We start from the raw sequence: 18076 nt of genomic DNA on the forward strand, positions 1-18076 counted from the left end.
ATGCCAACCCACGTGACGGGTCATCGCAATGCCGCTCGGTGCCGGTCAGGCCGTATTCAAACTTCATGCGCGCCGCCCGGTGCGAACGGCGCCGTTATCTTCCCAGTCCCCTCTCCGGACGACCTTGCGCGACAGTCCCTCATGGCCTGTTCGCGCGGCCTGATTGATGGGAAAACACCACCACCGCAGTGGTCGATGACATTTTCAAGTCAGGACGGTACAGGCCCGGACCTGCGGGTCAATAGCCGGGCCTTTCCATGACTTAGCAAAGGTATAGCCGGAGGGCATGGAGACTGAAATCTCCCCGCGGATACGGGCTTTCATGGGGCTGTGGCGGCGGCCGGAGGCCGAATTGGCAGGGGATAACCACAGGCTATGCCCTTCCTGCGCCAAACTATGCGCGCAAACCGGCTGGGCGGGTTAGGGTCCGGACTCCAAAGCAAAAATCCCGGAAACCCGTGCGAATGATGCAGCGACGCGCCCTGCTGATGGCCTCCGCCGCCCTTGTGGCCCTCTCCTCGATCGGGCTTGCCCGGGCGGCCCCGCAGGTGCGCGGGACACGGCGCAAGGCGGTGCTTGCCGGCGCCCGCGCGCCCATCGACATCCGCGAGGACCGCATGGGCATCGCCCATGTCCAGGCCCGCTCCCGCCACGACGCCTTCTTCGCGCAAGGCTATCTGGTCGCCCGCGACCGCCTGTTCCAGCTCGATTTCGACAATCGGCGCGAGCTTGGGCGGCTGGCCGAAGTGTTCGGCCCGAAATTCGCGGAAGCGGACCGCGCCGCCCGCCATTTCCACTATCGCGGCGACCTTTCCGCCGAACTCGCCGCCCTGCCCGCCGAGGTCGTCGACTGCGCGCGCGGCTATGTCGCCGGGATCAACGCGCGGATCGCCGAGACCGAGGCCGAGCCCGCGCTGCTGCCTGCCGAATATGCGATCACCGGAATGCGCCCCTTGCGCTGGTCCATCGAGGACATGCTGCGTACGCGCGGGGCCGGGGCGGGCGATGCCGACGACGAGGTGCGCCGCGCCATGCTGCAGGCGCGGGGACAGCTCGACCTCGACCACTACATGGACCCGCTGCGCCCGGCCTGGTCGTTCACCGTGCCCGAAGGTCTCGACTGCGCGGCGGTCTCGGTTGCCGACCTCGGCTTCCTGCGGAATGTCGGCAAGCCGCTGCCCTTCGAGCAGGCCGAACTCGCGCGCTGGGACCGGGACGTGAGCCGCAACGACCATGCCGCGCAGGGCAGCAATGCCTGGACCATCGCCGGATCGCGCAGCGCCACCGGACGGCCGATCCTCGCCAACGATCCGCACCTCGCGATCGGCGGGGCGAGCCCGCGCCACATGATCCACCTGAGCGCGCCGGGGCTCGACGTGATCGGCGCCGGTTATCCCGGCCTGCCCGGGATCATGCAGGGCCATACCGACCGCTTCGCGTTCGGCCGCACCAACTTCCACATCGACCAGACCGACCTCTTCGTGCTGCGCACCCGGCCGGAAGATCCCGAACAGTACTGGCATGAGGGCAAATGGAAGCGCTTCGAAACCTACGAGGAGACGATCGCGGTCAAGGGCGAGCCCGCGCAGAGGGTGACGCTCCGCTATGCCGCGGGGCGCCCGGTGGTGGCGCAGGATCCGCAGCATGGGCGGGCCATCGCGCTCGCCACCACCGCGATGCTGCCCGGCGCCAACATGCAGTTCGCGATCATCGCCCTCAATCTCGCCACCGACTGGGACAGCTTGCGCGAAGCGGCAAGGTTGCATGTCTCACCGACCAACCTCCACTATGCCGACATCGAGGGCAACACCGGCTGGCAGGCGATCGGCTTCACGCCCAGGCGCCCGCGCCATGACGGCCTGTTCCCCGCCCCCGGCGACGGCTCGTTCGACTGGACCGGCATCCTCCCGGTCGAGGACATGCCCAGCCTCTACAATCCCGAGCAGGGCTGGATCGCCTCGGCCAATGCCATGAACCTGCCGGCGGACTATCCCTATCGCGAGCGGATCATCAGCTTTTCCTGGAGCGATCCCTTCCGCCACGACCGGATCGCCGAAGTGTTGCGCGCGCCCGGCCCCCACTCCATCGAGGAAAGCGTCGCGCTCCAGCACGACGTGCAATCGCTGCCCGCGCGGGCGCTGCGCAAGCTGCTGCCGCCGCGCCCCTCCCCCGCCGCGGTGCCTGCCGCCGCGCTGCTACAGGGCTGGGACGGCAGGATCGGCGCGGAGAGCGGCGCGGCGCTGCTCTACGAACTCGTCGTGCCTGAACTTTCGGACCGCTTCCGCAAGGCCGTGATCCCCGCCGACGCGCGCGACCTCCTCACCTCGGTCAACCTTTCGGAGATGCTCCATGCCCTCGCCCTGCCCGACCCGCGCCTTGGCGCCGATCCGGCGGCGGCGCGCGACGCGCTGGTCGATGCCGCGCTGGCGGCGGGCTGGGCAAAGGCCGAGCAACTGGCCGGGAGCGATCCCGCGCAGTGGCGCTGGGGCGACCTGCACCGCGTCACCCTGCGCCATCCGCTGGCCGACATTCCGGCCATCGCCGCGGCCTATCCTCCGATTTCGGGAGGCCGTTCGGGCGGCGACGGGACAACCGTAATGGCGCGCGGCTTCAATGCGAAACAGGGTTACACCGTGCGCCACGGTGCCAGCTACCTGATGGTCGCCGATGTCGGAGACTGGGACAACACGCGTTTCCTGCTGCTGCCGGGCCAGTCCGCCGATCCCGCCTCGCCGCATTACCGGGACTTCTACCAGCCATGGCTCTCAGGCGAGATGCAGAAGCTGCCCTTCTCCGCCGAAGCCGTGCGCGCCGCGACCATCAGCCGCCTGCAGATCGTTCCGGCCTAAGGGTCTGCCCGCCCTGAGCGGCCTAGTAAGCCGCCGCGATCGCCAGCAGCGCCTTGTCCATCGCCGCGGTCGCCTCGCCGTCACGCTCGTCCGGTACGTCATTGGCGATCGTCGAGAACACCAGCGTCTGCCCCCGCGCGGTGACCAGATAGCCGGACAGCGCGCGCGAGGCGTTGAGCGAGCCGGTCTTGGCAAACAGCTTGCCGCCGAGCGGCGTGTCGCGGAACCGGCCGCGCAAGGTGCCGTCGACGCCGCCCACCGGCAGCGTCTCGCGCCAGGCCATGCCCCAGGGCTGGCGCACCGCCCAGCCGAGCAGCGTCACCGCCGCACGCGGGGAGATCCGGTTGTAACTCGACATGCCCGAGCCGTCAGCGAAAAAGTACCCCTCCTGCGGCACCCCGGCCTCGGCCATGACCTTGCGCAGCACGGCCTGCCCATCGGCGATCGAACCGCTGCCTGCCACGCGCCCGACCCGGCGCAGCATCAGTTCGGCATGGAGGTTCTGGCTGAGCTTGTTGATGATGCGCATGTCCTCGGCCAGCGGCAACGGCGGCAGCTGCGCCAGCATCGCCGGCGGCCCGGCGGCGGCGGGATCGGCCTGCGGCGCACGGTGGCGCGCCCGCACCTGCCCGCCCACCCGAACCCCGCGCGCTTCGAGCAACTGGCGGAACCGCCAGGCCGTCCAGCGCGCCGGATCGTCGATCCCCAGATGTAGCGTCACCGCTGCGGCCTCCGCCCCGATCGTTCCGGTCAGCACCAGCACGTCGCTCATCGGCAAGCGTGAAACCTCCAGCGTGTTGCCGCTGCCGGGCACCGTCTTCACGCCGTTCTCGACCCTGTAGAATGCCGCAGGACCGACCCCAGCCGGCTGCCCCACCGCAGCCGGCGTGATGGTGACCGCCACTTCGTTGTCGTCCAGCGTCAGCGCGGAAATGCCGGTGCCGTAGCGCGAGGGGATGTTGTTCCAGCTCATCCCCGGGCTCCAGCGCTCGTCCGCAAACCAGGTATCGTCGCCGATGACGTCGTGTACCTTGCGGGTCCGGGCGGCCACGGCATCGGCCAGCGTCGCCAGGCAATCGCGCGTGCAGTCCTCCGCGCTCGAGAGCCGGGCATCGCCGCGCCCGAACAGCGCCGCATCCGGGGCACCGTGTCCCGACGATTCCAGCGCCACCCCGGTCCCTTGCGCCGCCGCATCGAGCGCGGCCAGACCGGCGTAAGCGGTGATGGTGGTGAAGACCTTGGTGTTGGAGGCGGGCATGAACCGTTGGTCCTGCGCGATGGCCAGCAGTTCCCGGCCCTCCAGCGTGGTGACGAGAATGCCGTAGCGGGTTCCCGCAGGCCCTGACGCCAGCGCTTTCTCCACGGCATCGCGCACTTTGGGGTCCTGCGCTGCGACAGGCAAAGAGGACGAGGCCACCGCCGCTTGCGCCGCGACCGGCGATGTCTCGGCCGCAGCGGCGTGAACGGGGGCCGCGAGCGCGGCGAGCGGCAGGAACGGGAACAACAACGATCGCATCAGGAACCTCGGTAGAACCGAACCTGGCCCAGTTCCAGCCAGGCCGTGCCGCCCGGCGTACCGGAAAGCTGGAACCGCAAGGCGCGCAGGGCGGCCAGGTCGAGCTGCGGCGCCTGGCCCTCGGCGCCCGGCGCACCGGCAAAGGCCGAGAACGGCAGGCGCACTTCGGCCGCCCCTTCATGCGCGGAAAACGGCGCCGCGAACCAGTGCCCCGCATCGAGGCCGTAGCTTTCCAGCCGCAAGCGATAGTCCCCCGCCCCCTTCACCGTGAAGGCGACGCCGGTGAACCCGCGCGCATCGGCCAGATCGATGGCACCGCGCGTCAGCGGCAACACCAGTTCGGCAAACGGCCGGGGCGCCGCACCGAACTGCGCGGCCATGAACACCGGGCGCTCGCCCTCCGGTCCGGTTTCGGGATGGACAAAGGTGATATGGCTGTGGTCGGCTCCGGAATCGGTGGCGTCGACCGGCAGGGTGTCGAGATCGGTACGCCCGTCGGCGCGCGTGCCGGTCCAGATCGGCCCGGCCATGCGCACGGTCGGCAGCGGCGTCATGGCCGGGCTGGCGAGTTCGCCGCGCAATTTGCCCAGCGGGGCTTCGCGCCCCGAGACCCAGACCCGCGCAACCTTCCAGATGTCCTCGATGGTCTCGTCGGGGCGGCCATCGACCAGCACCAGGTCGGCGCGCATGCCCGGCGCGATCGTGCCGTGGTCCTTGGCCTGCCCCATGATCGCCGCGCTGGTGCGGGTCGCGGCGACAAGCACTTCGGCAGGGGTGAAACCGAGGCGGGTATAGAGCACCATCTCGCGGATCGCGGCGGGGCCGTGATAGACGCCGCCGATACCCGAATCCGTGCCGATGCCGATCGGGATGCCGGCGGCGTGCATGGCCTTCAAGTTGCCCTGCAGCATCGCCCAGCGCCGCGCATCGTAGGCAGCGACAGCGCCCGCGCCGTCCTCACCCGCTTCCTCGTGCTTGGGCTCGTGTTCGGCCTCGGCGCGCTGCGCGTTCTCGTGGGCCTGCTCGGGCGGAGAGAGGCTCGCCCATTCGGCAGGCGAAAAGGCACGGGTCTGCTGCGGTTCGTAGACCACCATGGTCGAGACATAGGCGGTGCCGCGCGCCTTCATCCGCGCGATCAGGTCGGCATCGACCGGCGCGTCGCCGACCCCGTGAACCACGGAATCAACCCCCGCCGCCGCCGCGATCCTGGCCCCGTCCAGCGTCACCGTATGGGTCACCACGGGAATGCCCGCCTTGTGCGCATCGCCGACGATGGCGGCGAGCGTTTCCTCGTTCATCGAATTGAGGTCGCCGCCCCGGCCATAACGCCAGCCGTCGGTGAAGACCTTGATCTCGTCCGGCCGGTAGGGCAGCGCCCTGGCCATCACCCCATGCGCGGCGCGCGGGGTGGAGGCCTTCATCGTGAAGAAGTCGCCCCAGCCATATTCGGTGCCGTGGCCGCCCGGCACGCCGGTACGGATCGCGAGGTTGAGATGGGGCGCCCAGATGCCGCCGGGCTGGCGGACCATCGCCCGGATCGGTTGCAGCATCTCGGCCGAGACCGAGTAGTCGTTGACCGTGGTGATCCCGCGCACGAGATAGCCGGCATAGGCCTTGCCGAGGTCCTCCGGCGCGGAATAGCCCGGCGAGCGCAAGTGCGTGTGGAGGTCGTGCAGGCCCGGCAGCAGCGTCTCCCCGTGGGCGTCGACGATGCGGCTGCCGCGCGGCGCCTTGAGGCCGGGGCCCACCGCAAGGATGCGATCCCCGCGCACCAGCACGTCGGCCTTGACCGCCGGAGCGCCGGTGCCGTCGAACACCCGCGCCCCCCGGATCAGCAGCGTGGCCTGCTCGTCGGCGGCGTTCAGGGCACTGGCCCCGGAAAGGGTCGCAAGACCGGCGATCAAGGCACAAAGGGCAGGCAGGCGGCGCATTATCGGCGCTCCTTCAGGTTGCGGTCGAAAAATCCGGCCATTGCCCGGTAGCTCGTCAACCAGTTGGCATAACGGAAGAAATCATGGCGTTCATTCGGAATCGCGAGTTCCTCGAACGGCACGCCGCGCGCGGTCAGTTCGCGGGCGAGCAGCAACGACTGGCCGAAATCGACATTGCCGTCATCGTCGCCGTGGACGATCAGCACCGGGGAGCGCCAGCGCTCGATCGCCCCCATCGGCGAGGACTGCCACTGCAACCGCTGCTGCGCCAGCACCGCGTCGGGCGCGAAGGTCCGATCGACGGGGCGCACCATCTGGTGCACGCCGTGAAAGTCCGCCCCCGCCTTGAACAGGCCGCTGTCGCGCGCCAACGCCAGCGCGGTGAGATAGCCGCCCCAGCTACCGCCCCAGATACCCACGCGCTCGCCATCGACGCCGGCTTGCGCGGCCAGCCACTGACCGCCGGCCAGCACGTCGCGGTATTCCGAAGCGCCGCCCCGCGCGGTCTCGGGCGCCTCGCGGAAAGCGCGGCCATAGTTGGTGCCGCTGCGGTAATTGACCGAAAGCACCGTGTAGCCCGCCGCCGCAAAGGCCTGGTTCTGCACATAGGCGTTGTTGTAGTAGTACATCGTCGAGAAGCCCGGCAGCATCTGCCGGCGCGGCCCCCCGTGGACAAAGACCAGCGCCGGGTGCTTGCCGGCGCCCTTCGCGCGGAACAGCTGGCCATGGACCTTGACCCCGTCCGCCGCGGTGAAGACCACGACTTCGGGCCGCTGGAAACCACGGGCGGAGGCGACCGGGCCGAGCGCTTTCATGCCTTCCACCGCGACCGGATAGGCCGGGTGGGTGGCGTCCGTCACCGTCGCGGCCAGGGTATTGCCGCCGTAGACCGGGAAAAAGGCGAAGCGGTCCGGCGCCGTCAGCCGCTGCGGCTTGCCGCCGGCGATGCCCACCCGCCAGATCTGCCGCGCGTCGAGATCGCCGGGATTGGCCGAGTAGACCAGCGAGCGGCCATCGGGCGAAGGACGGAAATTCTCCACTTCGTTGGCATCGGGGGTGAGGTCGCGCGCGAGGCCGCTGCCGTCGGCCGCCACGCTCCAGACGTGCAGCCAGCCGCTGCGCTCGGAAGGAAACAGCAAGTGCCCGGTCGGCGTCCAGAACAGGTTGCGCCCGCGCGTGCCGTAGAACTGGCCGCCCTCGCCCTCCGGCGCGCTCCACACCGTGCGCACCGCGCCGGTAGCGACATCGGCGATGCGGACCGACCAGAACGAGGCGCGGCTGTCGGGCAGTTCGGCGGGCGGATCGCGCAGCTGGATGAAGGCCACCGAGCGCCCGTCCGGCGCAAACACCGGGTCGGCCGAGTGGCCCAGCGTCATGCCGAGATAGCGCAGGCTCCCCGCCGCAACGTCGAGCAGGCCGACCAGGCTGTGGCCGCTGCGCCATTCGCGAAACACCAGCAGGCGGCCATCGGGCGACCAGCCGAGATCGCCCACCGTCCCGCCGACCTTGGCCAGCCGGCGCGGCGATGCCCCCTGCGCCCAGAGGTTGATTTCGCCGTCGCGGGTATAGACAAGCTGCTGCCCGTCCGGGCTGAACACCGCGCCGTACCCCTCGCCGATCGCCACCGGCGCGTCGCTACCCTCGGTGCCGAGCACATAGAGCGTCTGGCGCGGGCCCTGCGGGAGCGTGCCGGTATTGGGCAGCTTGTCCTCGGGAAATTCGGCGTCGCCGCCGCGCACGAAGGCAAGGCGGGTGCCGTCCGGGCTGAACGCCAGACCCGAGATCTCGATGCCGTCATCCTCGCGGTAGGCCGTGCGCGCCCGGCCCGCCGTGCCCGGCCCGCCCAGCCAGACGTTGCGCACACCCGCCCGGTTCTCCACCCAGGCGAAGACCGGAGCCTTGGCCGCCCCGGTCAGCCCGCTGGCCAGCGGCAGCGACAGGTTGGCCTCCAGCATGTCCGGCGCGGCCGGCGCTTCGATGGAAACGGGCGCGGAGCTGGCCGCCAGCGCCGGCAAGGCGGCGGCGAGAGAGGCAAACGGCACCAGCAGCGCGGTCCCGAAGGCAAGAGATGAACGTGTCATGCAGCATGACTAGGGCGGCCCGGCGGCCCCGCGCAAGCGCCTGATTTTGCGCTCATACCCTGAGGTTATGTCCGTCCGCAGGCAGGGCATGACGGACAGGGCCCGCCGCCGGTTCAGCCGCGCCGGTCGAAGCCGCGCACCACCGCCTCGCCGGTTTCGGGGCGCAGCACAAAGATGCCGCTGTCGAAATGGCGGGTCGGGTGGACGCGGTTGGTCAGCAGCGTCCAGGCCAGGCCGCGCTCGAAATCGACCCAGAGGCCGGTTCCGGTAAAGCCGGTGTGCCCGATCGTCAGCGGCGAGCAGGCCTGCCCGCCCGACCATCCGGCAAACGGCAGTTCCCAGCCGCAGGTGCGATGCTCGTACTGCGCGGTGCGGATCTCCTCCAGCATCGCCGGCCCCAGCACCTCGCCGCGCAGCAGCGCCTCGGCAAAGCCCAGCACCCCGTCGACGGTGCCGAACAAGCCGGCATGGCCGGGACGCCCGCCGAGGGCGGCGGCGTTCTCGTCGTGAACCTCGCCCTTGAGGATGCGCCCGCGCCACATGCAGCGCTCGGTCGCCACCGCGGGGCCCGGCGGCGGGCCGTAGCAGAGCCCCTCCCCCAGCGGCCATTCGCCCTGCGGCCAGCGGTCGAGCGGCACGCCGGTGATCCGCTCGATGGCGATGCCCAGGAGGATGAAGTTGATGTCGGAATAGACCGGCGGACCATGGCGCCATTCGCGCTGGAGCACGAAGGCGCGCAGCCGCGCAGGGTCATCGCCATAGGTGTAGATCGGCTCGACCGCCGGGAAAAAGGTGCGATGCGCGAGGCAATCGCGGAACGTCAGCTGGCGTTCGGCGGCGCCGAGCGGGTCGTACTGGCGCAAGTCCGGAATGGCATCGGTGAGCGGCCGGTCGAGATCGAGCCTGCCCGCCTCGGCAAGCCTCAGGATCATCGTGGTCGTGGCGATGACCTTGGAGACCGAGGCGAGGTCGAACCAGTGCTCACGGGTGAGCGCCTCGGGCTCCGGCTCGCGCGCGGCCAGTCCGGCGAGGCGCACCGCGCGGGCGCCATCGGCGGTGACGAGCCCCAGAGCGGCGCCGGGTATCCGCCCGTCCGCGACATGGCGCGCGGCGGCGGCAAAGGCCTCGTCGCAGACGTCCTCGATCATGCCTCTTCTCCTTCTGGCACTTCGGCGCGGCGGGCACGGGCCCGCGCGATCACCGGCAGGAAGACCACCGCCGCAAGGCTGAGGCTGCCCGACAGCATGAAGAAACCGTCGTAGCCGATCCGCGTCTGGATCGCGCCGGCGGCACCGGCCAGCAGGCGCGGCAGCAGGAATGCAAAGCCCGACAGGAACGCATATTGCGTACCGGGATAGCGCGGGCTGACCAGCATCGAGAGGTAGACCACAAAGATCGCCCCGGCAAAGCCGTGGCCGAACTGGTCGATGCCCGCCGAGATGTAGAGCACCGCCGACGACGGCTCCTGCCACCACAGCCACACGAAGATCCAGTTGCTGATCGCCGAGGCCAGGGCCCCGATCGCCAGCGCCGCCGCCAGCCGCAGCCGCGCCGCCAGCAGTCCGCCCAGCGCCACGCCGGCCATGCTGCAGACCAGCGCCACCGCGCCGTCGGCCATGCTGATCTGTTCGAGCGAATAGCCTGCCGCATTCCACAAGGGGTGCGACAGGGTCAGCGTCAGCACGTCGCCCATGCGGTAGAACGAGACAAACGCCAGCACCGGCAGCACCGCATAGCCGTAACGCCAGAACAGCTCGACATAAGGCGCCAGCAGGCCGTTCATCGACCGGTCAGCCCCGGCCGGCAGGCGGCGGATGCGCGGCAGGAACAGCGCCAGCGCCGCGAAGGGCAACATCGCAATCCCCAGCACGATCGGCGTGACGTTGGTCTTCGAGGAAAAGCCCGCGCTGGCTGCCGCCGAAAGGATCGCCCAGCCGACCGCGGCCGTGGCCAGCGCGCTCAGCGTCAGGATCGCCGCGCTCGTCGCCAGCCCGCCCGCCAGCGCCGCCGAACGCCTGCCGCGCGCCTCGGGATCGGGGCGCATCGCGGCCAGGATCGGGAACGGCAGGAAGGCGGCGATGGCGATGATCAGGTAGGCCCAGGTCCAGTCCAGCCGCGCGGCGGCAAACACCGCCCCGCTGCCCGCCGCCACCATCGCGCCCCGATAGCCCCAGAGATTGGCGGCCACCACCGGCCCCTGTTCGGCCTGCGTCGGCGCCAGTTCGATGCGCCAGCCGTCGGCGGCGACTTCCAGCGTCGTTGTCCAGAAGGCGAGCAGGATGGCAAACAGCGCGGTCATCGGCAGGCTGGTGTCGCCGGAGGTCAGCGCCATGGCCACCATGGCCGTGAAGATGCCGAGCTGCGAAAGCATGATCCAGCCGCGCCGCCGCCCGAAAAAGCGGGAGAAGCCGGGAATGTCGTAGCGGTCCAGCAGCGGCGCCCAGGCGAACTTGAAGGTCGGCAGCAGCGCCACCCAGGCAAAGAAGCCGATGACGACGATGTCCACACCGTGCCGGGCAAGGCGCAGCGTGAGGACGGCGTTGAACATGTAGAAAGGCAGGCCCGCGGAAAATCCGAGCAACAGGTAAAGCGCCAGGATCCGCCGCGCCGGACCTGCTGTTGCGGCGGGGGCCGTTGCAGCCGGGGCCGCCTGCGCCTCTTCGCCTGTGCCATTCATTATTGTAACGTCCATCGTGCCTCCGCGATCCGCGGCGACACAAGGGCCTCGCCGGGCGCTTGTCAACGCCGCGAGCCGCTGCGAATGCGTTGGTTCACAGAATGATAGCCGCCGGTTATGGGTTCATGAGCGACCGGCGTTTCCCGCCGTGCCGGGGTTTTCTCCCGGGATCGCGCCTCACGCGCACATGATGCGGTCGCGACCGGCGCCTTTCGCCTCGTAGAGCGCCCGGTCGGCTTCGCTGAGGAACTGGGCCATCGTCCAGCCCTTGCGGTAGCGGGCGATCCCGCAACTGATGCTGGCGGTGACCGCCGGGCCGCCGTCGGGCAGCACGATCGGCGTGCGGCCGACCGCCGCGACCAGCCGGTTGCCGATCTCGCGCGCGGTATCCCAGCCGCAGCGCGGCATCAGCACCACGAACTCGTCGCCGCCCAGCCGTCCGACCGCATCGGTGGCCCGAACCTGCGAGGACAGCCGCGCGCCGATTTCCTGCAACACCGCATCGCCGGCCTGATGGCCGCGGTTGTCGTTGATCCGCTTGAAATGGTCCATGTCGATGAGCGCGATGCAGATATCGCCGCGCTCGTCCCCGGCAATCGCCGTGCCCAGCTTCTGGAGGAAACCGGCACGGTTGAGCAGGCCGGTCAGGTCGTCGGTCTGGGCATAGCGGACCAGCGCCAGTTCCTGCTGTTTGCGCGCGGTGATGTCGCGGATCGAGGCCAGCGTGCCGAGGAAGTTGCCGCGATCGTCCACGGTGGCGCGGAACGAGGCTTCCAGATGAAGGTCCGGCTTGTTGCACGGCTGGAACTCGGCAAGGTAGACCCCCTGCCGGTCCTCCCGCGCCTGCCGCGACGCTTCGACCAGCACCGCCGGATCGGCGGTCAGGCATTCGATCCCCTGCCCGATAAAGGCCTTGGGAACATCGCCCAGCAGCGACCGTGCCGCCCCCAGCGCGTAGCGACAGACGCCGCGCTCGTCGAAGCTGAGCAGCAGGTCGGGCGATTGCGAGGCCATCAGGCGCATGGCCCGCTCGCGTTCGGCAAGCGTCTGCAGCAGGCTCTGCTGCGCCGCGAGCGCGGCCCCCACCGGCAGTTCGCCCAGCAGCAGGCAGGCCAGGAAGAACTGGAAGAACAGCGCCTGGACCCGCGGATCGGACGAGGCGAGCGTGATCGGCCCGAGGTCGTGCATCGTGTAGAGCCCGCCGATGACCGCGGTGATCAGGATCGCCAGCTTGGTGCCCAGCGCCCCCACCCGGAAATTGGTGAGGGTGATCGGCATCGCCACCAGGAACAGGATCGGCAGCTGATGCGAACGGAACACGACGATGCAGGTCGCCGCCGTCAACAGCAGCACGCCGCCCATCTCCAGCCGCTGGAGGGGCGTCATTGCATAGATGCTCCTGCCGTAGTCCCCGCGAAACAGGGCATAGAGCAGCGGCGTGAAGATCAGCAGGCCCAGCGCATCGCTGGCATACCAGGTGGTCAGCGAGCGCAGGAACGGTTCATCGAACACCAGCACGGCGGTTCCCGCGCCAAGGAAGGCGCTGGCCAGCGGCGCCAGCAGCCCGGCCCAGAGGAACAGGCGAAACACGTTGGTGGGACGATGCAGGATGCCGCCTTCCTCGGTGCTGGCACGCAGGCCCAGGGCGGCGATCACCACCTCGACGATATTGGCGACCCCATAGAACAGCGGCGCCTCGATGGTGCCGCGGGTGACGAGGTTGGCCGCCGCATTGCCGATGAACCCGGCCACCAGGATCGCGCCCCAACGCCGCTTGGGCCGATCGAGCAGGAGGGCAAGCAGCACGGCATTGGCTGCCCACACGGTCGCGATGTCGCGGCCATTGCTGGTCAGGTGGATCGTGCCCGCTGCCAGCAGGAAATAACCGATGCCCGCAAGCAGACTGGTCAGCACCGTGCCCCTCACCATGCCGGACCACGATGGTGCGTGCCCATGATTCATTCCACCACTCTATTCGCACTTACGTTTGATTTATAGAGAGTTCCGCTCAGGCGGCAGTGGATCGGGGCGTTTTGCGCGGATCAGGCGTGATCGAACAGGGGAAACAGGCGCGCGGGCAGGCCGCCGCCGGTGACAAGCCAGGCATTGGCCTCCAGCAGCGGACGCAGCCGGTGCGACTGCTGGCCCGGCAGGACCTCCACCCGGGCATCGGCACCATAACCGCTCATCCGGGCCTTGAGCACGCGCGTCGGCCCGCTCTCGATCCAGCCGTCACCGGCCTTTGAAACCGGCAGCAGCGTGAGCGGTGCTTCCGCCTCGCGCCCCTGCAGGCCGCGCACCGCGTGGAGCAGGAAAAACCGCGCCGCGACCAGCGCCGCCGCCGGATTGCCGGGCAGGCCGAAGACCAGCGGCCCCGCCGCATGGGAGGCGAACAGCACCGGCTTGCCCGGGCGCATGTGGACGCCGTGGAAGTGGACCGCGCCGCCGCTGGCCTCGACCGCGCCGCGCACCAGGTCGCGCGCACCGACCGAGGCGCCGCCGGTGGTGACGATGATGTCCACCCCGCTTGCCCGGCACCCGGCGAGACATGCGCGCAAGTCCGCTTCATCGTCGGCGACATGATGGCGCTCCGTCAGGAGGCAGCCTGCCTCGGCCAGCAGGGCGGCGATCATCGGGCCGTTGGCGTCGATCACCGCGCCGCCGGCAGCCGTGCCGACCGGCGCCAGTTCCGCCCCGGTGGTGACCAGCGCGACGCGCGGCATCCGGCGCACCCGGACCTCGGCGATCCCGAAGCTGCACAGCGCGCCGACAATCGCCGGGTTCACCCGCAGCCCGGCGGGCGCGATGCATTCGCCGCAGCGGGCATCCTCGCCCCGGCTGCGGATGTTGAGGTTGTCCGCAAGCGGCTCGGCCAGCAGGAGCGAGGCGCCCGCGATCCTGGCCCGTTCCTGTACCAGTACCGCCGCCGCGCCGGGCGGGATTTCGGCGCCGGTATAGATCGGCCGCGCCGCGCCGCACGCGAGCGGCTCGGCCCGGTCGCCTGCGAACTGCGGCGCGCCAAGGCGCAGGCGGCGCTCGCCCGAGCCGCCCGCGTCCTCCCGGGCCACGGCAAAGCCATCCATGGCCGCCATGTCGAACGGCGGATGGTCACGCTGGGCGAACACCCGCTCGGCGAGGATACGTCCGCTCGCCGCGTGGCTTGCCACCGCTTCGCACCCCAGCGGCAGGACACGGGCGGAAATCGCGGCGAACGCCTCGGCAAAGCCGAGCCGGGCGGGCGAACAATCCTGGATCACGCGGCAGGCGTCGCCGCCGGGACCGCCGCCCCGACGGCGGCACGGACGGCGGCCCGGGCGGCGTCACTGGCACGCGCGCCCACCGCCTCGCCGATCAGCAGCAGGGTGGGGTCGTCGTCGCTGATGGTGGCGACCAGGAACGCCAGCGCCGAGAGCTTTCCCCGGATCAGCCGCTCGTTCGCCATCGAGACATTGACCGCGACCATCACCGGCGTATCGGGATGCCGCCCCGCCGCGATCAGCCCGCGGGCGATCTCGCCCGCCGCCGCCCGGCCCATGTAGACGCCCAGCGTGCCGCCGGGGCTGGCCAGCGCCGCCCAGTCGAGCTGCAGCGGCTCGCCCGCCTTGAGGTGGGCCGTGACCAGCGTGATCCCGCGTGCCACGCCGCGCAAGGTGAGCGAGGCCTGCGCGCTGGCCGCCGCCGCGCTCGCGGTGGTGACGCCGGGGCAGATGCGCACCGCTACGCCGCCTGCGGCAAGGTGATCCATCTCCTCGGCCGAACGTCCGAACACCGAGGGGTCGCCGCCCTTCAGCCGCACCACGCGCTTGCCCGCAAGCGCCGCTTCCAGCAGCAGGTCGTTGATCGAGCCCTGCGCCTTGCTGTGGCGGCCCGAGCGCTTGCCGACGCTGACCCGCTCGGTCCCGGCCGGGATCAGCTCCAGCACGCCAGCGCCGACCAGGGCATCGAAAAAGACCACGTCGGCCGCGCCGATCAGGCGTTCGGCCTTGCGGGTGAGCAGGTCGGGATCGCCCGGCCCGGCACCCACCAGCCAGACTTCGCCCGGTTGGATCAGGTCATTCGGCTGCATCGAGAACCTCCTCGTTGGTCTGGACCAGGATCTTGGCAAGCGCGGGGCGGCAGGAGCCGCAATTGGTGCCCGCGCCCAGCGCCTTGCCGATGGCGGGCACGTCGACCAGCGCCTGCTCGCGGATGGCGGCAACGATCTGGTTGAGCCCGATGTCGAAGCAGACGCAGATCGTGGCCCCCTTGTCCGGCTGGCTACCGGGGCCGCGCGCAGCGAGCACGGCCGCCCCCACGCCCTCGGCCGCCAGCTGACCGATCAGCCAGTCGCGCGATGGCAGCAGGCCGGTGCGGGTCAGGAACAGCACGCCCGCAAGCCGCCCCTCGACGATGACGGCCACCCGGCGGCTGCCGCGCGTCTGGTCGATCGCCTCGACACGCTCGCCCCTGGGCAGGCAGGCCTCGATCCGGGCGGGATCGCCGTTGCCCGCGATCTCGTAGAGCGCGCCGCCGGGAACCGCGACTTTTGTCGCCCACAGGCAGGGCACCTTCACGGGGTGCTCACCGCGCAGGATGAGGAAGCCCTTCCATTCGGTCGCGACCTTGGCGAGCCGCGCGGGCGTCGACTTGAAGCCCGGCTGGCCCGAGTGCGGATCGACGAGCGGGCGCGGCAGGAGGCCGGTGCGCCCGCCGGTGGAGGTCTGGTCGGTCCAGTGGATCGGCGTGAAGATCTCGCCCGGACGCTGGCCGTCCGACAGCGCCACGCGGAACAGGCTGTCCCCCTGCGGGGTGGAAACCCGCGCGAGATCGCCGCTCCTGAGGCCCATCACTTCGGCATCGCCGGGGTTGACCTCGACCAGCGGTTCCTCGCGGTGGCGGGCGAGCTTGGGCGCAAGGCCGGTGCGCGTCATCGTGTGCCACTGGTCGCGGTAGCGCCCGGTGTTGAGCGTGAGCGGCCAGTCGCGCAGCGGGTACGAGAGTTCCATCTGCACCACGGGGAGCATACGCGCCTTGCCCGAAGGGGTGGAGAAGCGCCCGTCGGCAAAAGGTGTCCCGCCCCAGCGGAACGGCGCCATGTCCTCGTAGGCCTGGTTGCCGATCGCGGCCTTGTCGGCGAGGTTCAGGACGCGGCCGCCACTGGCGGGGCCGTGGTTCTGATAGGCGGTGAGGCGCGCGTGTTCGCGCCAGATGTCGGCCGGGTGGTCATAGGCAAACTCGCCCTTCCAGCCCATGCGGCGGCCCACTTCCTTGATGATCCACCAATCGGGCATGGCCTCTCCCGGAAGCGCCATGAAGCGGCGTTGGCGGCTCACCACACGCTCGGAATTGGTGACGGTGCCGTCCTTTTCGCCCCATGCGGCGGCGGGCAGGCGGACATGGGCATGGGCGCCGGTGTCGGTCTCGGCCATGACGTCGGAGACCACCACGAAGGGGCACTTGGCCAGCGCCTCGCGCACGCGGGCAGCATCGGGAAGCGAGACCGCCGGGTTCGTCGCCATGATCCAGACCGCCTTGATGCGGCCCTCGCCCATCGCGCGGAACAGGTCGACCGCCTTGAGGCCGGGCCTGGTGGCCATATTGGGTGCGGCCCAGAAGCGGCCGACGCGGGCGACGTTCTCGGGCGCGAAATCCATGTGCGAGGCCAGCGTCGAGGCGAGCCCGCCGACCTCGCGCCCGCCCATGGCATTGGGCTGGCCGGTGATCGAAAAAGGCACCGCACCCGGCTTGCCGATGCGGCCGGTGGCAAGGTGCAGGTTGAGGATCGCGTTGACCTGGTCGGTGCCGCGGATCGACTGGTTGATGCCCTGGCTGAACACCGTGACGGTGCGCGGATTGTCGCGGAACAGTTCGAAAAAGCGCAGCAGCGCCTGCGGATCGAGGTCGCAGGTCTTCGCGGTGGTCCAGAGGTCGGATGTTGCCTCCAGTTCTTCCCAGAAGCCGCCGGGAACCTCGACATGCGCGGCGAGATAGTCGCGGTCGAGCGCGCCCTCAGCCGCGAGCCAGGCGAGCAGGCCCTTCATGAGGGCAACGTCGCTGCCCGGGCGCAGCGCGAGGTGGAGGTCGGCGCCCTCGCAGGTCTCGGTGCGGCGCGGGTCGATGACGACGAGCTTGCTGCCGCGCGCGGCGCGGGCCGCCTGGATGCGCTGGTAGACGATCGGGTGGCACCATGCGGTGTTCGAGCCGACCAGCACCACGAGGTCGGCAAGCTCGAGGTCCTCGTAGCGCGCGGGCACCACGTCCTCGCCGAAGGCGCGCATGTGGCCGGCGACCGCGCTCGACATGCAGAGGCGCGAATTGGTGTCGATGTTGGCAGAGCCGATGAAGCCCTTCATCAGCTTGTTGGCGACGTAGTAGTCCTCGGTGAGGAGCTGGCCCGAGACGTAGAAGGCAACGCTGTCAGGCCCGTGGCGGGCGATGGTATCGGCAAAGCGCCTGGCCACGAGGTCGAGCGCCTTGTCCCAGGAGGCGCGCCTGTCGCCGATCATCGGGGTGAGGAGACGGCCGGTGAGGGCGACCGTCTCCCCCAGGTGCGTGCCCTTGGAGCACAGGCGCCCGGCATTGGCGGGGTGCGCCTCGTCCCCCCGGATCTCGACCGAGCGTTCGCCGGCCCCGTTCGGATTCGGCGTCGCTGCGATGCCGCAGCCGACGCCGCAGTAGGCGCAAGTCGTGCGGACCGCAGCGCGCATCAGGCTGCCTCCTCCACCAGTTCCGGACGGGCGATGAGCACGCGCTCACCCTCGAGCCTGACCGCGATGGTGGGGGTGCAGCCCTTGTCCTCGCCCTGCGCCTCACCGGTGCGCAGCGCGATGTTCCAGTTGTGCAGCGGGCAGGCGACCGAGTGGCCATGGACGATGCCCTGGCTGAGCGGCCCCTTCTTGTGCGGGCATTCGTTGACGAGCGCGAAGACCTCGCCGTCGCCGGTGCGGAACACCGCGATTTCCTTCTCGCCCTCAAGCTGGACAGTGCGCGCGCCGCGAAGCGGGATGTCGGACAGCAAGCCGATTTCGATCCACTGGGTCATT

At 70.2% G+C, this 18076-nt stretch carries 11 protein-coding genes; 1 reads left to right on the top strand and 10 read right to left on the bottom strand.

Annotated features, from left to right (window positions below):
• Positions 1-464 precede the first annotated feature (464 nt).
• A complete protein-coding gene (locus tag CA833_RS23930) occupies positions 465-2849 on the top strand; it encodes a penicillin acylase family protein (RefSeq protein ID WP_207080452.1) in 2385 nt (794 codons plus the stop codon).
• Positions 2850-2871: 22 nt separating this feature from the next.
• On the opposite strand, the gene dacB is transcribed toward CA833_RS23930, so the two are convergent.
• The 10 genes from dacB to nirD all read right to left on the bottom strand — a co-directional run bounded on the left by dacB (position 2872) and on the right by nirD (position 18075).
• A complete protein-coding gene (gene dacB / locus CA833_RS23935) occupies positions 2872-4365 on the bottom strand; it encodes a D-alanyl-D-alanine carboxypeptidase/D-alanyl-D-alanine-endopeptidase (protein ID WP_207080453.1) in 1494 nt (497 codons plus the stop codon).
• Positions 4365-6296 (bottom strand): amidohydrolase family protein, encoded by a 1932-nt coding sequence (locus tag CA833_RS23940; RefSeq protein WP_207080454.1) that lies wholly within the window; start codon positions 6294-6296, stop codon positions 4365-4367. Before CA833_RS23940 ends, dacB begins: the two co-directional genes overlap by 1 nt.
• Entirely contained in the window at positions 6296-8377 is a 2082-nt protein-coding gene (locus CA833_RS23945; protein ID WP_242526472.1) for a prolyl oligopeptidase family serine peptidase, read from the bottom strand. The genes CA833_RS23940 and CA833_RS23945 overlap by 1 nt, the downstream gene beginning before the upstream one ends.
• Positions 8378-8490: 113 nt before the next feature.
• The gene (locus CA833_RS23950) at positions 8491-9525 is read right to left on the bottom strand and encodes a serine hydrolase (RefSeq protein ID WP_207080455.1); all 1035 of its coding nucleotides are present in this window, start codon (positions 9523-9525) and stop codon (positions 8491-8493) included.
• Positions 9522-11054 carry a permease gene (locus tag CA833_RS23955; RefSeq protein ID WP_242526473.1) on the bottom strand — a complete coding sequence of 511 codons (1533 nt, stop codon included), beginning with the start codon at positions 11052-11054 and terminating at the stop codon, positions 9522-9524. The genes CA833_RS23950 and CA833_RS23955 overlap by 4 nt, the downstream gene beginning before the upstream one ends.
• Before the next feature lie 177 nt (positions 11055-11231).
• Positions 11232-13016, bottom strand: a complete 1785-nt coding sequence (locus tag CA833_RS23960; RefSeq protein WP_142638389.1) for a sensor domain-containing diguanylate cyclase — start codon at positions 13014-13016, stop codon at positions 11232-11234.
• Between the two features lie 80 nt (positions 13017-13096).
• Entirely contained in the window at positions 13097-14311 is a 1215-nt protein-coding gene (locus CA833_RS23965) for a molybdopterin molybdotransferase MoeA (protein ID WP_207080456.1), read from the bottom strand.
• On the bottom strand, positions 14308-15120 hold the full coding sequence (gene cobA, locus CA833_RS23970) for a uroporphyrinogen-III C-methyltransferase (RefSeq protein WP_207080457.1): 813 nt from the start codon (positions 15118-15120) through the stop codon (positions 14308-14310). Before cobA ends, CA833_RS23965 begins: the two co-directional genes overlap by 4 nt.
• On the bottom strand, positions 15107-17740 hold the full coding sequence (locus CA833_RS23975) for a nitrate reductase (RefSeq protein WP_207080458.1): 2634 nt from the start codon (positions 17738-17740) through the stop codon (positions 15107-15109). Before CA833_RS23975 ends, cobA begins: the two co-directional genes overlap by 14 nt.
• Positions 17740-18075, bottom strand: coding sequence for a nitrite reductase small subunit NirD (nirD, locus tag CA833_RS23980; RefSeq protein ID WP_142638381.1), 336 nt, complete (start codon positions 18073-18075; stop codon positions 17740-17742). The genes CA833_RS23975 and nirD overlap by 1 nt, the downstream gene beginning before the upstream one ends.
• Position 18076: the final 1 nt, after the last annotated feature.

The organism is Novosphingobium sp. KA1 (assembly GCF_017309955.1).
GTDB lineage: Bacteria > Pseudomonadota > Alphaproteobacteria > Sphingomonadales > Sphingomonadaceae > Novosphingobium.